17 protein-coding genes and 1 pseudogene are annotated in these 18,487 nt (G+C 69.8%); 12 read left to right on the top strand and 6 right to left on the bottom strand.

All coding sequences use genetic code 11. The features are described 5' to 3' along the window. Positions 1-191 precede the first annotated feature (191 nt). A pseudogene (locus QSJ59_RS13440) lies at positions 192-335 on the bottom strand (IS5/IS1182 family transposase); the annotation flags it as partial. A gap of 223 nt (positions 336-558) precedes the next feature. Here QSJ59_RS13440 and QSJ59_RS13435 point away from each other — a divergent pair. After that, entirely contained in the window at positions 559-1,455 is an 897-nt protein-coding gene (locus tag QSJ59_RS13435; RefSeq protein ID WP_285759865.1) for an ETX/MTX2 family pore-forming toxin, read from the top strand. A 419-nt stretch (positions 1,456-1,874) separates the two neighbouring features. On the opposite strand, the gene QSJ59_RS13430 is transcribed toward QSJ59_RS13435, so the two are convergent. Together QSJ59_RS13430 and QSJ59_RS13425 are read right to left on the bottom strand one after the other, a co-directional pair. Then, a complete protein-coding gene (locus QSJ59_RS13430) occupies positions 1,875-2,300 on the bottom strand; it encodes an Hsp20/alpha crystallin family protein (protein ID WP_285759864.1) in 426 nt (141 codons plus the stop codon). Between the two features lie 708 nt (positions 2,301-3,008). Further along, a complete protein-coding gene (locus QSJ59_RS13425; protein ID WP_285759863.1) occupies positions 3,009-4,118 on the bottom strand; it encodes an NAD(P)/FAD-dependent oxidoreductase in 1,110 nt (369 codons plus the stop codon). 91 nt (positions 4,119-4,209) lie between these two features. On the opposite strand from QSJ59_RS13425, the gene QSJ59_RS13420 reads away from it, so the two are divergent. Both QSJ59_RS13420 and QSJ59_RS13415 read left to right on the top strand, forming a co-directional pair. Next, the gene (locus QSJ59_RS13420; RefSeq protein ID WP_285759862.1) at positions 4,210-4,674 is read left to right on the top strand and encodes a hypothetical protein; all 465 of its coding nucleotides are present in this window, start codon (positions 4,210-4,212) and stop codon (positions 4,672-4,674) included. Then, positions 4,655-5,179: a DinB family protein gene (locus QSJ59_RS13415; RefSeq protein WP_285759861.1), complete on the top strand. Its 525-nt coding sequence runs from the start codon at positions 4,655-4,657 to the stop codon at positions 5,177-5,179. Before QSJ59_RS13420 ends, QSJ59_RS13415 begins: the two co-directional genes overlap by 20 nt. A gap of 318 nt (positions 5,180-5,497) precedes the next feature. On the opposite strand, the gene QSJ59_RS13410 is transcribed toward QSJ59_RS13415, so the two are convergent. Next, a complete protein-coding gene (locus QSJ59_RS13410; RefSeq protein WP_285759860.1) occupies positions 5,498-6,079 on the bottom strand; it encodes a TetR/AcrR family transcriptional regulator in 582 nt (193 codons plus the stop codon). A 151-nt stretch (positions 6,080-6,230) separates the two neighbouring features. Between QSJ59_RS13410 and QSJ59_RS13405 the strand changes: the two genes are divergently transcribed. After that, positions 6,231-6,659 (top strand): DoxX family protein, encoded by a 429-nt coding sequence (locus QSJ59_RS13405; RefSeq protein WP_285759859.1) that lies wholly within the window; start codon positions 6,231-6,233, stop codon positions 6,657-6,659. A gap of 163 nt (positions 6,660-6,822) precedes the next feature. After that, positions 6,823-7,311, top strand: coding sequence for a hypothetical protein (locus QSJ59_RS13400; RefSeq protein ID WP_285759858.1), 489 nt, complete (start codon positions 6,823-6,825; stop codon positions 7,309-7,311). Between the two features lie 221 nt (positions 7,312-7,532). Here the strand turns inward: QSJ59_RS13400 and QSJ59_RS13395 are convergent, their stop codons facing one another. Then, a complete protein-coding gene (locus tag QSJ59_RS13395) occupies positions 7,533-8,456 on the bottom strand; it encodes an NmrA family NAD(P)-binding protein (protein ID WP_285759857.1) in 924 nt (307 codons plus the stop codon). Positions 8,457-8,558: 102 nt separating this feature from the next. Here QSJ59_RS13395 and QSJ59_RS13390 point away from each other — a divergent pair, with 102 nt between their 5' ends. From QSJ59_RS13390 to QSJ59_RS13370, 5 genes are all read left to right on the top strand, one after another. Then, positions 8,559-9,125: a TetR/AcrR family transcriptional regulator gene (locus tag QSJ59_RS13390; protein WP_285759856.1), complete on the top strand. Its 567-nt coding sequence runs from the start codon at positions 8,559-8,561 to the stop codon at positions 9,123-9,125. A gap of 348 nt (positions 9,126-9,473) precedes the next feature. Beyond that, positions 9,474-10,253 carry an ABC transporter ATP-binding protein gene (locus tag QSJ59_RS13385; RefSeq protein WP_285759855.1) on the top strand — a complete coding sequence of 260 codons (780 nt, stop codon included), beginning with the start codon at positions 9,474-9,476 and terminating at the stop codon, positions 10,251-10,253. A gap of 3 nt (positions 10,254-10,256) precedes the next feature. After that, a complete protein-coding gene (locus QSJ59_RS13380; RefSeq protein ID WP_285759854.1) occupies positions 10,257-12,842 on the top strand; it encodes an ABC transporter permease in 2,586 nt (861 codons plus the stop codon). 103 nt (positions 12,843-12,945) lie between these two features. Continuing rightward, on the top strand, positions 12,946-13,833 hold the full coding sequence (locus QSJ59_RS13375; RefSeq protein WP_285759853.1) for a DUF2268 domain-containing putative Zn-dependent protease: 888 nt from the start codon (positions 12,946-12,948) through the stop codon (positions 13,831-13,833). A gap of 65 nt (positions 13,834-13,898) precedes the next feature. After that, positions 13,899-14,657: a MerR family transcriptional regulator gene (locus QSJ59_RS13370; RefSeq protein WP_285759852.1), complete on the top strand. Its 759-nt coding sequence runs from the start codon at positions 13,899-13,901 to the stop codon at positions 14,655-14,657. A 343-nt stretch (positions 14,658-15,000) separates the two neighbouring features. On the opposite strand, the gene QSJ59_RS13365 is transcribed toward QSJ59_RS13370, so the two are convergent. Further along, complete coding sequence (locus QSJ59_RS13365) at positions 15,001-15,906, bottom strand: alpha/beta hydrolase family protein (protein ID WP_285759851.1); 906 nt, start codon at positions 15,904-15,906, stop codon at positions 15,001-15,003. A 100-nt stretch (positions 15,907-16,006) separates the two neighbouring features. Here QSJ59_RS13365 and QSJ59_RS13360 point away from each other — a divergent pair, with 100 nt between their 5' ends. Beyond that, entirely contained in the window at positions 16,007-16,576 is a 570-nt protein-coding gene (locus QSJ59_RS13360) for a TetR/AcrR family transcriptional regulator (protein ID WP_285759850.1), read from the top strand. Between the two features lie 362 nt (positions 16,577-16,938). Then, positions 16,939-18,396: an alpha/beta fold hydrolase gene (locus tag QSJ59_RS13355; protein ID WP_285759849.1), complete on the top strand. Its 1,458-nt coding sequence runs from the start codon at positions 16,939-16,941 to the stop codon at positions 18,394-18,396. The last annotated feature ends 91 nt before the right edge of the window (positions 18,397-18,487 follow it).

Here is an 18,487-nt window from a genome sequence, read left to right as displayed (position 1 = left end):
GGAACGCCGAACCTCACACCAAGACCCGGTTCACTGGACCACTCACAATCCACCGGACGAGGAGCCAGGCCGAACTCACAGCCGGAGCCCGCAGATTCTTCCACGATGCCGGCGTCAACCACACATCGTGCGCGGCTATTTCGGTGGCCCGCACGTCCGCCATGTGCTCGATGAAAACCCTTTGAGTTTCGAATCAAGTGAAATAGCAGGTTGATGCAGGCGAGGAAATGCTCGGCCTTGCGTTCGCAACGGCAGTGGGGCGGCGGCAGCCCGCAAGCCAGGACCATGGTGCGTTCGACGGCCGAGCGGTGGCGTCCCAGCCACTGTGAGAATTCCTGTTCGAGATTCAACGGCAAGCATTTATGAGCCACACTAAAATACGTTCCCGCCGCAGGGTGCAACGGGCGCATTATTGACAGGCCATCGGGCGGTCTTTATCGTCATGTATCGAATGGAGCCAAAGTCGGTTTTTCGGGTGGATTGGGTGTCCACGCCCGGAATCCAGCGTCTTCGAAGTGGTTCGAGAGTTTATCGGGCGGTATGTGATGGGAGTCCAAAATGAGCGGTCTCAGTATCGACGACCTGACGTACGCCTGGGCCGAAAGGCAGAAGTTGTTCCGCGGGGGCGGGGGGAGAGTGCTCTGGATCGCCACGACGAAGAAAAACTGGGACATAGCGAAAAGTGAGCACCTGAGGAACTGGGAGAAGGTCCAGGAGGGTGCGGGTGTGAAGGTGAACTACCAGCCGGTTGAAGACCATCTACAGCCGGTCAGGGACTTCGGCGGATCGCGGCGCATCGACAATCGGCACGGCAGCACCACCCTCAAGGAGACGGTTGAGTTCTCCAAGGAGATCACGGAGTCCATTGAGGTCACAATCACCGGTGGTTTCAAGCTCGGCTACGAGGTGAGCGGGAAGCTGGAGCTTCCCTTCGTCGCGAGCGGAGGGTTCAAGCAGAGCGGGGAGGTGAATTTCAGTGCCGGGCGCAAGTCTCTAGAGTCGGCCAAAAGAATCTATAAGTATACCGTTCCTGTAGAAGTACCCTCTACGCACTATGCCGACGTATTGATGCACGTGGACATGAGGCAGTACAAGGTTCCCTTCACGGCCACCATCCCGCTGCACGGCGGCGTTGCGGTGCAGTTCGAAAAGAACATCCCCATCAGTGATTCGGACCCTCATCACCGTTTGTGGTGGGTTTCTGTCGATAAGCTCATCAGGGATCTCCAGGCGTTCAATTACACGCCCAAAATAGTAGAGCAGGTGGGTGTCGTGGACATCTCCGGTTACAGCATCGCCCCAAAGGGCGTCATTGCCAGCACGGAAGGTGTCCTCACCGCAGCGTTCGGAGCGAGAAGCGAGACCATCGTCCGTGAATACGACGCGCGTGGAAAACTGATCGGCTCGCCAAACCAATACGTTGACGACGTCGGCACCTCCATCGGTGCCGAATAGACGCCAGCACGGCACAGTGCCCTGTCCACCCCGGCGGTGGTGAGCAAGGGCTCGAAGAACTCGCGCGCCAGGCGACCTCCCGGTGCCGTACCGTCGGCCCTGCTCCGTTCCGGGTGACGTTCGGGGCAGGGCGGCAGGGAGCTGGTCGGCCGGGGCCGGTGGCGAGGGTGGATAGAGCCCGCTCTGGCGGCGTACCACCCGTGGCGGCCCCGACGGCCCTTGCGCAGCGGCGCGGCTCGGAGCCAACACCGGTGCTGGGCCGTTGCGGCGCGAGGAAGACCCGGCGTCGGACCGGAAGACCGGTCCGACGCACGAGCACCGCGTCGCCGGACCGGTCGCGGCGCGGCCGCAGAACTGTCTTCGCGGCTTGCGGCCCTTACGGAAGGCAGTCGATCCGGCGCGTCTGCCGGCCGGAGCGCTCAGGCCCTGATCTGGTGTGCGCGGCCGTTGTTCTCACTGACGCTGATCTTGCGCGGCTTGGCCTGCTCGGCGACGGGGACGCGCAGAGTGAGGACCCCGTCGGCATAGTCTGCGGCGATGTTGTCCGCGTCGAGGGTCTCCCCCAGGAACAGTTGGCGCGAGAACGTTCCCGAGGGACGCTCCGCCAGGACCATCTCCCGCCCTTCGGCAGTGGTTCCGACCCGCTCGGCCCGGACGGTGAGCACGTTGCGCTCGATCTCCAGGTCGATGGAGTCGGCCCGTACGCCGGGGAGGTCGAAGTGGATGACGAAGGAATCGCCTTCACGGTAAGCGTCCAGCGGCATGGCCGTGGGACGTGCGGACTCCCCGAGAAGCCTCTGCGTGATGCGGTCGAAGTCGCGGAACGGGTCCGTGCGCATCAACATTGTGACCACCTCCTGTGTGAAGTAACTTGATGCGTACCGACGCAACTTTTATAGCACACTCGAAAGAGTATGACTGTCATCCCAGAGGAAGAAATTCTGTTGTTGAGAGGGAAGAAAAGTGGCCGGTCGCGACAATCCCCGCAAGGGGTCAGGACCGGCTGCCGTACGCGGGACGCGGACAGCCCCGGCTCCCCAAGCGTGACGCGGCCGGGCACCGTTCAGCGGCCCCCGTCCGGCGGGTCGCCCCGCTCTCTCACCGGGACGGCTCCCCCGCCACGCCCGCTCGGCTTCGGGCATGCTCGTAGCACCGGGGGATCGAGGGCCGCCCGATAGCGTGGGGTCGGTCTTTGCCGGGGAGGACGCCGCCCTGTAGTGGTCGACGACAAGAAGAACGGCACCTGCGACGTCCCACCCCCACTTCGTCGGCAACGGTGCGTGCGCTGCTGCGCACGATCGGGATGTTCGACACCGAACTCCCCGGTTTCCGCACGGAGCAGGCCCCCCGAGCCGGGCGCCCTGTTCGTGTCGTGGCTGGAGAAGGCCATCGCGGCGGGAGTCCCCGAGCCGCACATCATGAACCTGGCCACGGTCAACGCGGCCGGACGGCCTTCGTCACGGTTCCTGGTCCTCAAGGACGTCGACGGCAACAGCTGGCACTTCGCGACCGGTTCCGGCAGCCCCAAAGGACCGAAAAGGGGGCGGCCTCGGTCAACGGTCCGGTCGGAAGGGCTCAAGGTCCAGTTCAGGGGCCTCGTCCAGAGCGAGGGACGCGGCCACCGCCCCCTGGTAGGGCCCCAGGGTCAGCCCGTCGCCGCCCAGACCGGTGGCCACCACCAGACCGGGCAGCCCTTCGACCCCGCCGAGCAGTTGAGCACCGTCCGCCCCCACGGGGCGCAGGCCCACCCTGGCCTCCACCGGGGACGCGTCGGTCAGTCCGGGTGCCAGCGCCAACGCGTCGGCGAGCAGCCGGTGGGTGGCGCCGGCGGTCGTCCGGGCGTCGAAACCCGCTCCAGGATCATGGGTGGAGCCGACGACGACCCGGTCCGGGCCGACGGGCACCAGGTACCGGGTGTCACCGGCGCGCACCACCGGCCAACGCCCGGCGCCGGCCTCGGCCAGCCGCAGGTGCAGCACCTGGCCGCGCACCGGCCGCACACCGAGTTCGATCCCCAGCGGACGCAGCGCCTGCGCCGACCAGGCACCTGCGGCGAGCACCACGGCATCGGCGGCCAGGTCGTCGGCGCCCACCCGGACACCGGTCACCCGGGTCCCGTCGGTGAGCAGTCGGGCCTCTCCCCCGCGTCGGCGCAGCGCGCGTTCCTCGGCGGCGGTCAGCAGGGCCGCGCAGGCAGCCGCGCCGTTGACCCGGGCCGTGCCCGGCACCGACACCCCCGCGAGGTCGGCCCGCACGAGCGGGAAACGGCGCGCGGGCTCCCCCGCGTCCAGGAGATCGACCTTCCCCATGGCGTGGAAGCCGGCTTGCGCCGCCATGGCCGTCACCGCCGCGGACTCCGCGCGCAGGGAGTCGAGGTCGGCCCCGACGGACAGGCCGCCGACGACTGCGTACCCGGTGGGGCCGCAGTCGTCGGCGGCGAGGTCGGCCATCAGCCGGGGGTAGTGTGCGGCGGCGCCCAGCCGGAACGCGCGCTCGGCCGGAGCCGTGCCCGGGAAGGGCCAGGGGAACACGACCCCCGCCCCCGCCTGGGTCGCGGCTCCGCGTGCCCCCCGGTCCACCAGCGTGGTGCGGACACCGCGCCTGGTCAGCTCATAGGCCGCACCGGCCCCGACGATTCCCCCACCGACCACGATCACGTGCATGGGACCAGTGTGGGGTGCGGTACGGCCCGGTCGGGGGGTTTCGGACCGCGCGGCCCCGGCGATGTCGCCCCTGGGGCCTATCGTCTGGACCATGACGACAACAGCCGGGCCGCTCCCCACGGCGTCCCTGGTTACCAAAGGCGCCTGGGCCCTCGTCGAGGACCACCTCTTAGCTGTCTGGGACGGTTCCGATGCGGCTCTGGACACCGCCCTGCGCGCGTTGGGCTATGTCCCGTGGACCGGCGCCGGGCGCTCCACCGACGCCGGGGCCGCCGGAATCCGGGCGTTCAGCAGCGACACCGGCCGTGTCCCCCCGTTCCTGCTCATGATGGAGGACGGGCGCGGCGGCCACCTCTTCTCCGTGTACGCCTCGACGGCATCCGACGCCGAGGAGATGCTGGCCGGGTGGGAGCGGACCTCCGGGATGACCATTGCCTTCTCCGTGCCCGGGGAGGAGCCGCCGAGCTGCCCCACGTGCGGGCGAACCCCCGGAAAACCGCTTTCGGCGCGGCCGGCCGGTGTGGCAGGGTCGGCGGATGTCTGTTTCCCGTCGTGACCTGTTGCGGTGGCAGTTCGAGTTGAACTGGTCGCTGTTCGCATTCCATCTGGACCGGCTGGAGCCGCAGGACTTCCTGTGGGAGCCCGCGCCGCACTTCTGGACGGTGCGCCAGGGGCCTGAGGGCGGGTGGGTGCCGGACTGGGACGAGACCGAACCCGACCCGATCCCGGTCCCCACGATCGGCTGGATCAGTTGGCACATCGGCTGGTGGTGGAGCGTGACCATCGACCACGCGCAGGGACGCACCCCGCGCGAGCGGGTCGAGATCGCCTGGCCCGGTCCCGGGGAGCCGGCCGTCGAGTGGTTGCGCGACCTGCGCGCGGAGTGGCTGAGGGTCCTGGACCGGCTCACCGACGCGGATCTGGACACCGCCGCGCCGTTCCCGTGGCAGGACGATTCCGACATGACCGTCGCCCACATGCTCGCCTGGGTCAACGCCGAGCTGATGAAGAACGCCGCCGAGATCGGCCAGCTCCGCCTGCTGCGCGCGGCAGGCGCGTAGGGGCGGATCGCCGCAGGATTTGACGGTGGTCCCCCACGTGCTCACCGGCCGATGCCGGGGACTTCCACGGCGCGGGGCCTGTCGGCCTCGTCGGTCGGGATCGTGGGGGCCGCCCCTCAAGACCGGTGCCGAAGGTGGGGGCGGCATGGGCGAGCCGGCCCCGGTTCGATCACCACCGTCTTCGCACCCCGGGCGAACAGGGCCCGGCCGCCGTGGGTGCGGATCAGCGCACCCGCCGCTTTCGCCTCCCCGGCGGCGTCATGTGGTACTCCGCCGGCGCCGACCGGGCCGGCCAGGGCGTGTGCAGCGCCGAAACCGTCACCGAGTGGTCCCGTGACGCCCTGAAGAGGCGAGAACCCGGTCGACGAGGTCTTCCACGAACGCTTTGGTGGAGGGTTTCACCTGGAACGCGCTCCTGGAGAGCACACCGCCGACCAGGAGCGCGAGGGACGGTTCGACGTCCTCCGAGGGCAGGTGGGTACGCAGCACCGACTCCAGTGACCGGGTCCCCGCCTCGTAGAGCTGCCGACGCAACCCGTCCACCTCCGGGTCGCTCCCGCTTCGCTCCAACAGTCCGCCCAGTACACGGTCGAGGTGGCCGCTCTCAAGGTCTTCGGCGAAATCGACCAGCCCGTGGACCAGATCCGTACGCAGATCCCCAGTGGGTGCGGGGTGGTCGGTCTCGTCGCAGATCTTGCCGACGGACGCCCGCATCAGATCCAGACGCGTCGGCCAATGCGCGTAGACGGTCGCCTTGGAGTACCCCGCCCTGCGCGCCACCTCGGCGTGGGTGACGGCGGCCCATCCTTCGGTCGCGAAGATCCGCACGGCTGCGTCGACCACGTCTCTGCGCGTCCGCAGGACTCTGGGGTCCTCAGCGGCCGGTTTCCTCGCTCCCATAGCCACCGATCCTATCCACGGGTTCTCTCCACTCGGCAAACTTCTGAACGAGTTGTACATTATCGTTCAACTCGTCTACTTTCTTTGTCCAGTGGCCAATAGGTGTGGTCACCGATTCCGGTCTCCGACAACACGCGAAACGAGAGACATCATGACGACCAAGGGTCGACTCGACCGCAGATCGCCTGCCTCCAGGTGGCTCGACATCACCCTCTGGGGCATCCAGTGGATACTGGCGTCGGTGTTCGTCGGCGGAGGTGCCTGGAAACTGATCACGCCCGTGGCGCAGCTCGCCGAGGTCTTCCCGTGGGTCGGGGAGACTCCCCTGGCCTTGCTCTACGTCACGTCCGGGCTCGATATCCTCGGTGGCCTCGGCGTTCTCCTGCCCGCCCTCACCCGCGTGAAGCCGCAGTTGACGGCGCTGGCCGCTCTCGGATGCTCGGCACTCCAGGTCTGCGCCATCGCCTTCCATCTCTTTAGAGGCGAGACGGACGTGGCCTTCAACGTGGTGCTCGCCCTGCTCTCCGCCTTCGTCGTCTGGGGCCGTCGAGCCGGGGCTCCCGTGATGCCCCGTACGTGAGACTCGGCCCCGGGGGGCGACCCGGGACCGGAACGGGGGTTTCCCGCGCGGCGCGGTAACGCTTGACCGGGCCGCCTCCTGGACGGCGTCCCGCGCCTCCCCCGTGAGGCGAGTCAGCCGGTTCACCCCACACCGCTGCCTCGATAAGGCGATGCTGGGAGTCATGAGTGAACACGCGATACGCGGGGTGTGGCTTCGGGTAGCGGGCGGTGGAGAGGATCCGGTGCGCGGGCTGCTGGTGCGCCCCCGCCAGGTCGCCGGCCTGTGGGCCGCCTACCGTCCCAGTACCGGATGGGGCCTGGAGGTACTGGTGCCCGCTGCCGCCGAGCGCGGGCTGCTGGTGACGGTGGCCGGGCACACCGACTTCCCCGCCTGGCTGGCTTCGGCACCCGAGCGGGTATTGGCCGCTCTGGCCGGTCCCGGCTCCTCAGGGGTGCTGACGGTGGACGCGGCCGGGGGCTACCTGGCCCTGGACTGGCATCCCGTCCACTCCCCCGAGTCCGCTACCGGTGGTGATCCGGGTGTGCTCAACGGCCCGCACGCCGTCGTCACCACGACGGCCAACCGGGTCTCCCGTCCACCCCGCAACGCCGCGACCGGACCCGAGTGGGAAGGACCGACCGCAACCGCCCGCGTGGTCATCGGCGGCTGAGAACGAGGCCCGGCTTCTCGCCCCGCCCACGGGGCGAGAAGGACGGCCACGGCGCGATCCACCCGCCGCGTTCATCATCGGCCTCGGCCGACCGTGGCCCGAACGGTGCCGGGGCCGGCGCGGGCTGTCGATCGGGTGAGCGGCGTCCTCCGTGCGACAGCACCGCACGCGCCGCGACGAACCCGGGCCGCAGCGCTCGCCCCTCTCCGCCCATGGGCGGGTCAGGCCACGGTCGGCATGTGTTCCCGCGCCCATGCCGTGAAGCCGGTGAGCGGGATGCCGAGGTCCCGCGCGTGCTCCGGACGGCCCGGCTGGCCCGCCACGTTCAGCCACTCGTGCCCGATCCCCATCGCCGGCATTCCGGCCGCGAGGGCCTCCTCCTCGGTCATGTCCGGCGCGGACAGCGGGGTGCCCAGGGCCTGGGAGAGGACTTCGGCGATCTCCGTCATCGACAGGTAGTCGCTCGCCAGTTCCAGTTCGATCCCGTCGAATCGCTCCGGTGCGGCGATGGCCGCGGCAGCGGCCTTGCCGATGTCCTCGACCGCGACCAGGGACAGGCGGGTCCCGGGCTTCAGGACGCTCACCAGGCCGCCCTCGACGCCACGCGGAAACATGAACGCCATGGAGGGCAGGAAGTTCACCATGAAGAAGCCCGGCTTGAGCAGTGTCCAGTGCGGGAAGCCGGCCGTACGGAGCCGGTCCTGGATCGCGCTCTTGGCTTTCATGGTGGGCTCCATCGAAGCCCAGCGGCCTTCGGCCCAGCCGGGGGTCTCGGTGTGCTGCCCCGCGCCGCTGACGGACGTGTGCACGAACTGTCGCACCCCGGCCGCCTTCGCGCCTTCGATGAGGTTGATCCCCTGGGCCACCTCCCCCTCGAAGTCGAAGCCCTCCTCGGTGATCTCGGGCATCTGCACGGAGAAGACGGCGCGGGCGCCCTCGGCGGCCCGGACCACGGAACCGCGGTCGTGGAGATCGCCGGTGACCAGTTCGGCACCGAGCGCCTCGACGGCTCTCGCCCGGTCGGTGGAGGGATCGCGCACCAGGGCGCGGACGGGAACGCCGGCCGCGAGCAGGGTGCGGGCGGTGGCCCCGCCCTGCCGGCCGGTGGCGCCGGTGACCAGGACGGGTGCGGAGTCTGCGGACATGGTGCTCCTCGAATGCTTCGGACAGTAAACGGCGGGGCCCGCCGTTTACTTTGCGGTACGATACGGCGGGCCCCGCCACTTAGCAAGCCTGGAGATGACGCCATGCCCGACCGCCAGCGTGCGGACGCCCGGCGCAACTACGCGCGGATCCTCGCCGTGGCCGAGGAGGAGGTCGCCGCGCAGGGCGCCGGCGCCTCCCTGGAACAGATCGCCCGCATCGCCGGGGTCGGCTCGGCGACCGTGCGCCGACACTTCCCCACCCGTCGCGCGCTGTTGGAGGCCGTCTCCCATCAGCGGATCGAGGCCCTGTGCGTCCGCGCCCGCGAACTGACCGGCACGGGCGACAGCCGGGCCGTGCTGCTGGAATGGCTGGGCGACGTCGTCGCCTACTGCGTCTCCGCCCGCGGGCTGGCGGCCGCCCTGGTCTACGACGGGGCCGTGCCCGACCCGCTGCACGAGAACACCTGCGCCGCGATGATGGAAGAGGCAGGGGCCCCTCTGCTGCGCGCCGCCGTGCAGGACGGCGCTGTGACGGCGGGAATCACCGTCCCCGACCTGATCACGCTGGTCGTCGGCATCGTCCTCGCAACGGAACACCGACCGGATCCCGCAGTGGAGGCGGATCGGTTGTTCCGGCTGGCCGTGGCGGGGCTGAGCCCGCGGAGCTGACCCCGGGCACGCGGCCGACAGCGCCGGGAGGCCGCAGGCCAGGGCCCCGGGGACATTGGCGCGGAGTATCGCCAGTCTCCCGTTCTTGCGGCGGGTTCCCGCGCAGCTCAGAGTCGGAGCGGCCCTCTACAGGCCCCGCCGCTCCTCGGCCCCCGACTTTCGTCGGGGGCGCACCGACGAAAGCGTCGTGGACCCGGCCCCGCATCGTCCATAAGCACACGAAGGGGTCGTCCATAAGGGGGATGTCCGGCCAGGGGGCCCGAACCTAGCGTGAGAAGCACGCCGGAAGGCTCGGGACGCCCCGGCCGCCGGCACCGCAATCACCCCGACACCTTGGAGCAGTTCGTCATGGGCACGTCCGCCGTGAACCACCCCTTCGCACAGTCCGACCCCGCGGTTACCGCTCCACCCGTGGTCGTGGCTCGCGGACTGACCAAGACCTATGACACCGGAGCCAGCCAAATCCACGCCCTGGACGGCGTCGACATCGAATTCCACCGTGGTGCCTTCACCGCCATCATGGGCCCCTCGGGCTCGGGGAAATCCACCCTCATGCACTGCCTTGCCGGACTCGACACCTCCACGTCCGGCACCGTCCACCTCGGTCGCACCCAGATCACCGGTATGCGCGACGCCGAACTCACCCGCCTGCGCCGCGACCGGATCGGCTTCATCTTCCAGTCCTTCAACCTCCTGCCCATGCTCACCGCCCGACAGAACATCCTCCTGCCCTCCCAGATCGCCAAACGCACCGTCGACCGGGCACGCCTCGACCACATCGTCGACGTCGTGGGCCTGAGCGAGCGCCTGGACCACCTGCCCGCCAAACTCTCCGGCGGCCAGCAGCAACGCGTTGCCGTGGCCCGCGCCCTGCTCAACGCCCCCGAGGTCGTCTACGCCGACGAGCCCACCGGCAACCTCGACTCGCGCTCGGGCGCCGAGATCCTCGCCTTCCTGCAGAACTCCACCCGCGAACTGCACCAGACCATCGTCATGGTCACCCACGACCCCGTCGCCGCCTCCTACGCCGACCGCGTCGTCTTCCTGCGCGACGGCCGCCTGGTCGACGAGGTCACCGACCCCACCGCCGAACTCGTCTCGGCCCGCCTGCTCAATCTGGAGGTCTGAGCCATGCTGCGCACCACCCTGGCGGGCCTGCGACTGCACAAGTCCCGCTACGTCACCACCGTGCTGGCCATCGTGCTCGGCGTAGTGTTCGTCACCGGAACCATGGTCTTCGCCGACACCCTCAAGGCCGACTACGAACGCTCCGTCATGGGCGCCGCCACCAGCGTCGACGCCATCGCCACTCCCGGTCTGCCCGTTCCCGGCCCGGAAGAGGAGTCCCAGGAGCCCGTCCCCTTCACCCAACAGCAGCTCGAACAGATCCGCGCCCTGCCCCAGATCAGCGACGCCGGCGGCATGCGCCAGAGCGGGGCGGTGCTGCTGGACGATTCCGGCCGTTCCTTCGGCACCTTCCCACCGGCGGCGATCACCGTCGACGAGGTCGTACGCTTCTCCGCCTCCGAAGGTGAACTGCCGTCCTCCGACGGCGAGATCGCCCTGGCCGCCTCGATCGCCGACCAGACCGGTTTCGGCATCGGTGACACGGTCACCCTCCTGGACCAGGAACAGAACGAGCACGCGTTCACCGTCACCGGATTGCTCGACCTCGGGCTGGAACCCGGTTTCGGCTACCGGGGCGCACTGGTCCTTACCCCGGAGTCCTTCAAAGCCGTGACCGGCGCCGAAGGCTACTTCGAGATCGACGCCCTGGCCGCCGACGGGGTGTCCGAGGCGCAGGCAGCGGCTGCCGTGGAGACCGTGCTCGGAGAGGATGCCGAGGTCGCGACGGGAACCGCTTTCGGTGAGCGGTTGGCCGACGACGCCGGCGCGAGCGCCGACGTGATGCGTGCCGCGCTACTGCTGTTCGCGCTCATCGCGGTCTTCGTGGCCGGGATCGTCATCTACAACACCTTCGCCATCCTCATCGCCCAGCGCCAACGCGAACTGGCCCTGCTGCGCTGTGTGGGTGCCGCACGCGGCCAGGTCTTCCGCTCGGTGCTGGCCGAGTCCTTCGTCGTGGGTCTGCTCTCCTCCGCGATCGGCGTGCTCGCCGGGATGGGCGTCGGTCTGCTCGCGTTCCGTGTCGGCGGCCCGCTCATGGGTGCCGACGCGGGCACTTCGGTCGTGATCACGCCCCTCGCCATCCTGACCGGTCTGCTGGTGGGAACAGCGACGTCCACCTTCTCGGCGATGGTCCCCGCGGTCCGTGCCACCCGGGTCCCCCCGTTGGCGGCGCTGCGCACCAGCGCCACCGCCACCGGACTGGAGAAGGGGACCGGCTGGATCCGTGTGGCGTTCGGCCTGCTGTGCTTCGCGGCTTCGGCCGGAGCGGTCGCCCTCGCCCTGGCCGTCGGACCCGACACCGCCGGCCTGTTCGCCGTCGCGGGAGCCGGCATGATCGCCTTCGTCGGCGTGGTGGTCCTGGGACCGCTGCTGGTGCGCGGCATCGTGCGCCTGGCCGGGGTCCCCCTGCGCAGGGTGGGCGTGCCGAGCATGCTCGCTGTGGACAACTCCATCCGCAGCCCGCGCCGCGCGGCCACCGCCATGATCGCCCTCACCGTGGGCGCGACCCTCATTACCGGCTACTCCGTGCTCAGTTCCTCGATCGAACGCACGATGACCCAGGAACTCGACTCCCGGTTCCCCTCCGACTACGAGATCAGGCCCATGCTGGGCGTGGAGGACGTCGCGTCCGGGCCGGACGGGGTGCCGGACGGCCTCTCCACCGTCCCCGACGAGGTGCGCGCCCAACTGGTGTCCTCCCCGGAGGTGGAAACGGTCTTCGCCCAGCAGACCACCTCTGTGGGCACCGGCGAGAAGGAGATCGCCGGGGTGGACGGAACGGTCCCGGTGTCGGCCTTCGTAGGCGCCGAGGCCGGCTCCCAGATCCCGGGCGGGGTGGTCGAGGGCGACCTCGCCGACCTCGGGCCGGGCACGGTCGCGGTCGCCGAGACCCACGCCGATACCTTGGGGCTGGGGGACACGGTCACGTTGGAGGCCCCGGCCGGGGACCTGACGCTTGAGGTCGCGGCCGTGGTGGAGAGCTCCTCCCTTTGGTACGGGCTGACCGTCCACCCGCACGACTTCGCCGCGCTGGCCCCCGAACAGGCCGGCGACTCCATGGTCGTCGTGCGCGGAACGGAAGAAGCCTCCGCCGTGGAACTCCGTGATGCCGTCTACTCGGCGGTCGACCCCTACCCCACGCTGGAGGTCTTCTCCACCAGCGAGATCAGGGAGGAGTTCACCCAGGTACTGGAGACCGCGTTCTACGCCATCGCGGCGATGCTCGGCCTGGCCATCGTCATCGCGGTGTTCGGCATCTCCAACACCATGGCCCTGTCGGTCCTGGAGCGCACCCGCGAGTCCGCCCTGCTTCGCGCCCTGGGACTGGAGAAAGGCCAACTGCGACGCATGCTCGGGACGGAGGCCGTCATGCTCTGCCTGATCGGCGCCGGAATCGGCATCGTGCTGGGCATCGTGTTCGGCTGGGCGGCGACCGCCGCACTCCTTCCCAACGTCCTGTTGGGGCTCCCCCTCGGCCAGATCGCGGTGTTCATCGGGGTGGCCGTCCTGGCCGGACTGCTGGCCTCCCTGCTGCCCGCCCGCCGCGCCGCGGCCACCTCGATCACCGGGGCGCTGGCCAGCGAGTAGACCCCGCGTCCGTGGCCCGCCCCTCACCAGGGGCGGGCCCGATCCGGTCTCGGCGCTTTTCCGGTTGACCTTGACGCTGCGTCAATCTCTAGTGTCGGGGGACATGACGATCACCGTTCTCGACACCTACTCCGCCATGACGCGCATCCTGCGGGCTCCCGCCGCGGACCGTGTCGCCCTGCTGCGCTCGATGCTCCACCCCCTCAGCGGCATGTACCGCTACTTCCCCGGAGACGTCGATCTGGTGGACATGCACCGGCAGGCGTCCGGATTTCCCGTCGACCGTGACGAGAAGCGCTGCCTCGACGCACTGGAGACGCTGGCGGCGGCCGGGGCTTGGGAACGGATGCAGCGTGCCCTCGACGACGCTCTCGCCGTGCAGACGGCGGCGACACCGGGGCTGGAGGCCCCGGACATCACCGTGCTGGTCGTGCTCGGCGACCCCGGCGACGCCCACTTCATGGGCCCGAGCCTCGGAGTGACCGGGAACGGCGGAATATCGGGCTACATCGTGATCACGCTGTGGCCCTTCCCCGAGAACGTGGAACGGGTGGAGGCCACCGCTGTGCACGAGCTCAACCACAACCTGCGCTACGGCCCCGGCGGGGTCGAGTGGAACCCCATGACCGTCACGGTCGGCGAGCACGTGGTCTCGGAGGGCCTGGCCGACGCGTTCGCCCGCCAGCTCTATGGCGACGGACTCGGCCGCACCCGCATCGGGGTGCCCCACCTGCATAACGAGGCGGTCTTCGCCAAAGTGGTGTCCGGACTCGACGTGACCGGGATGCACAACTTCACGGCCTGGGTGCACGGCGACGCCACCGCGGAGCGCTTCGGCGCTGCCCCGGTCGGTCTGCCGACCGGGGCGGGGTACGCCGTCGGCAACAGGCTGGTCGACGCCTACCTGGCAGCGACGGGGCAGACCGCTGCACAGGCCCTGCACGCCGGGAAGTCGGAGATCATCGCTACGGCGCTTCGCCACGAGGGCTAGTCACCTGGCAGCCTGCTCGGGAGGTCGGGGGCCGACCGACAGGTCGCGACAATCAGGAGCAGGCGATGGAGTGGACGATCAACGAACTCGCGACGAGGGCCGGCATCACGAGCCGCGCCCTGCGCCACTACGACCGCATCGGACTCCTGGCACCCTCCCGCGTGGGCGCGAACGGGTACCGCTACTACGGCCCCGGTGCGGTCGCCCGTCTGCAACGGATCCTCTTGATGCGCACGTTGGGGATGGGCCTGTCGGCCATCGCCGACGTCCTGGCGGAGGAGGTCGACGAGCACGACGGGCTCAGGGCGCACATCGCGGAGCTGGAAGGCGAACGGGACCGGATCGAGCAGCGGATCCATGCGGTGCGGCACACCCTCGAAGCCGCCCTGGCCGGGGCCGAACCGTGCATGGACGTGATGCTCGACGGGTTCAACGACCGCTACGAGGAAGAGGTGACCTCGCGCTGGGGCGAGCGCGCCTTCCGGGCGAGCAACGACTGGTGGCACTCCAAGAGCCTCGAAGAGCAGCTGGCCTGGAAGCAGGCCAGCGAGGATCTCGTAGCCGCATGGGGCGACGTGTGGAAGACCGGGGTTTCCCCGACGTCGGGGCGCGCGCAGTCACTGGCGGCCCGGCACGTCCAATGGCTGCGCGAGATCCCCGGCACCCCTACCGCCGAGGGCGACCGGGACCGTTCGATCCAGATGGTGGAAGGCTTGGGCCACACCTACGTCGACGATCCGCGCTTCGCCGCCAAATACCACGGTGCAGAGGGAGCAGCGTTCGTCCGCGACGCGCTGCACGCGTATGCACGGACACGGATGTAGTCGCCCATCGCGAGCGCGTGGAAGGCCGGTCATGCCGCACGAAGAGACGAGCGGTCCCCGGTGACGATGACGACGAAGGCGAAGTCCAGCGGCGAGGGCTCCACCGCGGTTCGCGGAAAAGACCGTCGGACGGGTGTCGGTGCCACGTCCGCTTCGCGCCGGTGGGGTACCCACTGATGAGCAGGTTGTGGCGTACGGGAAGTCCACCGAGGAACCGGCCCACCCCGAGCCGGACCCCCTCCGGATAAGCGCCGACGGGCCCGGCGGGGTCGGGGCGCACTCCGGTGCCGAGCCCCGCCCCGCATTGCCGACCACCCAGTACACGACGGTGGTCGGACCGAGGTCATTTGCTGGCGAGGCTCCACCCACCGTCGCCGGCGGTGCCGTTCAAGGCGGCCCACCCGGAGTCGTCGAGGCCGAGGACCGAGCGGAGGTAGGCGGAGATCGTGTCGGCTGTGAGGGCGACACGGGCGGGGTCCTCGTCGGTGGTCTCGGCGACCTTCTCGCCGGCGATTCCGCCCATGGTGTGCTCGGCCTCGGTGATGGTGAGCAGGCTCTTGGGCGCCGGGCCGAGGTGGTAGGCGTCGGTGAACCACTCCGGCCCGCGGGTGGAGAGCTGCGAGTCGTCCTTGCCCCCCGCGACGATCAGGGCCGGTGCGGTCATGGTGGAGAAGTCCGGCTTCATGAACGGAAGGTTCTCGGCGGCGAACGGGGTGAGGGTGTCGCCGGTTCCCGTCGCCCCGATCAGCGCGCCGGCCGAAACCGCGGAGTGGGAGAAGTCCTCTCCCGCACCACCCTCGGCGTCCAGCACGCGCGCACCGAGGAGGGCGCCCGCGGTCTGGGCGCCCCAGGAGTGGCCGACCACGGCAGTGCGCTCAGGGTCGGCGCGGGTCTCCAGACCGGCCTGGGCCAGAACGTCCGCGAGGTGGTCGAGGACTGCGTGCAGGTCGGTGATCCGCACGCGCCAGATGGTGGCGAAACGCGGGTCGCCCCAGGCGATGGCGTTGCGCCGGGAGTCCAGGTGGGTGGGCTGTACCACGACGAATCCGGCGGCGGCCCACCGGTCGACGAGGGGCTCGTACCCGTCCAGTGACCACGCGTTCCCGTGGGAGAAGACGATCACGGGCAGGTTGTGGCCCGAGCGGGGTGCGGTGACCTTCACCTGAAGGTCGATGCCGCGCCCGGGCGAGGGGACGACGATGGGCTTGACCGAGACGATCTGTTGGCTGAGCGAGTGGGACGAGGGCATGAGGGAGCCACACTTTCCATGAGTACCGGGATGCCATAATTTGGCGGAGCGTCGTTCCGCCAAATTAGCGGAACATTGTTCCGCGAACAAGGGGGCATCCGTGCCGGAGTCGGTCGGGGTACGCCAAGCACAGGCCCAGCGCACCCGCAGTGGTGTGCTGGAGGCCGCTGCGGCAGTCTTCGTGGACAGGGGGATCCAGGCGCCCGTCCGCGACATCGCCGAACGCGCCGGGGTCGGTGTCGGCACGGTCTACCGGAACTTCCCGACCCGTGCGGATCTCGTCACGGCCGTCTACCGGCACCAGATCGACGCCTGTACCGCTCTCGCACCCCGGCTTCTTGAGGAATCCGCCTCGCCGTTCACCGCTCTGGCCCTGTGGACAGACGCGTTCGTGGACTTTCTGGTGACCAAGCACGGCCTCGGCGCGGCGCTGGGGTCGGGCGACCCAGGACTGGAGAACCTCCACGCCCTCATGCTCGACACCCTGGTTCCGGCCTGCGCGTCATTGCTGGACGCCTGTGCCGCCACCGAGGAGCTCCGCCCCGGTGTCGCCGCGTACACGCTCCTGCGCGCCATCGGGAACCTCTGCATCACCGGCCCCGACTACGGCCAGGCCGACGCCAAGGACATGGTCGCCCTCCTCCTCGCCGGATGCCGCAACAAGGTGTGACGGCTGGCCCGGGGGCGGCAAGCGTCGTCACCGTTGCCCGTGGCCGGCCAGGAGCCGGCCCCGAACAGCTCTGTTGCCCGGTGTTCGTCCGAACGCCGGAGCCGTTCCTCCTAGGGAAGCGATGGAGCTTCGGAGCGGTCACCGGCGTACCCAGGGCGGCCGGTCGCCGCGGGGCCGCCCTCGCGTCACAGGAGCCGACACCCGTGACGGTGCGCACCCGCCGTCCTGTCGGGGAGGACGCGCGCGGTCCCGGGCCCCCTCCTTTAGTCGCTCGCGGGTTCGTCCTCCGGTCGGAGGTGCGGGTGGGGCAGGCGAAAATAGCCTGTTTGCGACCCCTGACCCCATTTGAGCGGAGAACCCCCGTGCTCTTTGCCCGCAGCGCCGCACTGACCGCGGTCTCCGGCCTGTTGCTGACCGCCGCCGCCGTCCCGGCCTCGGCCGCCCCGGACCTGGAGTGGCGGTTGTGTTCCGACACCGCCCGAGGCTGGGACGAGGACGACGACCGCACCCTGTGCGCCTCGGTACCGGTGCCACTGGATCACGAAGATCCCGACGGGCGCACCATCGAGATCGCGGTAGCCCGGGTGCCCGCCGCCGAGGAGAACGCCTACCCCGTCCTGTTCAACCCCGGAGGCCCGGGCATGCAGGGGGTGACCATGCCGCAGCGCATCCTGGGGAGTTCCGCCGCGGACCTGGGCCTGCGCCACGACCTCATCGGTTTCGACACCCGCGGCGTGGGCTACAGCAGCGCCCTGGAGTGCGACTACGAGATGACCGAACCCGATCCCGGCCTGGACGCCGAAGGCAGGGACCGCCACGTGGCGGAGGAGCAGAGCCGGATGAACACCGCCTGCCACGCCAACGACCCCGAGTTGGTCGCCTCCCTGACCGTGGAGAACGCGGCCCGGGACATGGAGCTGATCCGCGAGGCCCTGGGTGAGGAGACCATCGGCTATTACGGGGTGTCCTGGGGAACCCTGCTCGGTGCCACCTACCGTTCGCTCCACGACGACCGGATCGAGGCCATGCTCCTGGACTCGGTGGTCTCGCCGGACAGCTCTCTCACCCACCTGGAGGCGGGACAAGTCGAGGCCGGTGAGGCCGTCTTCCACCGGTTCACCGCGTGGATGGCCCACCACCACGACGTCTACGGACACGGCTCGGACGCCGCCCGGCTGCGCGAGGACGTCCTCGCGCTCCGGGACGCGTTGACCGAGCACCCCCGAACCGGGCCCGACGGGACGGTCGCCGACGGAAACACCGTGACCATGCTTCTGGCGACACCCGAACGCGAGTGGCCCGCCAACGCGCGTGCGCTAGGCATGCTCCTGGATGGCGGCGTGCCCGAATGGGGGTTCTCCCAGAGACAGGCGCCGGACACCGGGTGGGACGCCGAGACCTACGGGTTCACCGCCTTCGCCCAGGTCGCGCTGTTCTGCAACGACTCCGACAGCCCCCGTGACTTCGACGAGGTGTGGCGCAACCGCACCGAGCGGGCCGAGCGCTACCCCGCCGTGGGCGCCATGGGCTTCTACGAGCACCTCTGCGTGGGATGGCCCGAGGAGGGCGAGGGCCCCGACCTGCGCCAGGGGCAGAGCCCCCTTCAGCTGGTGGGCCACTCCAAGGAGATGGTCACTCCGCACGCCTGGGCAGAGGACATGCGCGACGTGATCGGCGGAGAGGTCATGACCGTCGACGACGACGGTCACGGCACCCTGTCCGACCTCGATTGCGCCACGGCGGCCGTCGACTTCTTCGCCACCGGCCGGACCACCACGGACACCTGCCCCGGCCCGCCCATGCCGACTCCCGAGGGCTGAGGCCCGGCCCTCGTCGGGACCGGCGCACCGTCCTCGGCGCGGACGTGGGCGCGAGGACCGCACACACCGTCGGGGCCCTCCCACAGTGGTG

Origin of the sequence: Nocardiopsis ansamitocini (assembly GCF_030268225.1) — a bacterium.
Lineage (GTDB): Bacteria > Actinomycetota > Actinomycetes > Streptosporangiales > Streptosporangiaceae > Nocardiopsis_D > Nocardiopsis_D ansamitocini.
This window is presented reverse-complemented; position numbering and strand designations above follow the sequence as displayed.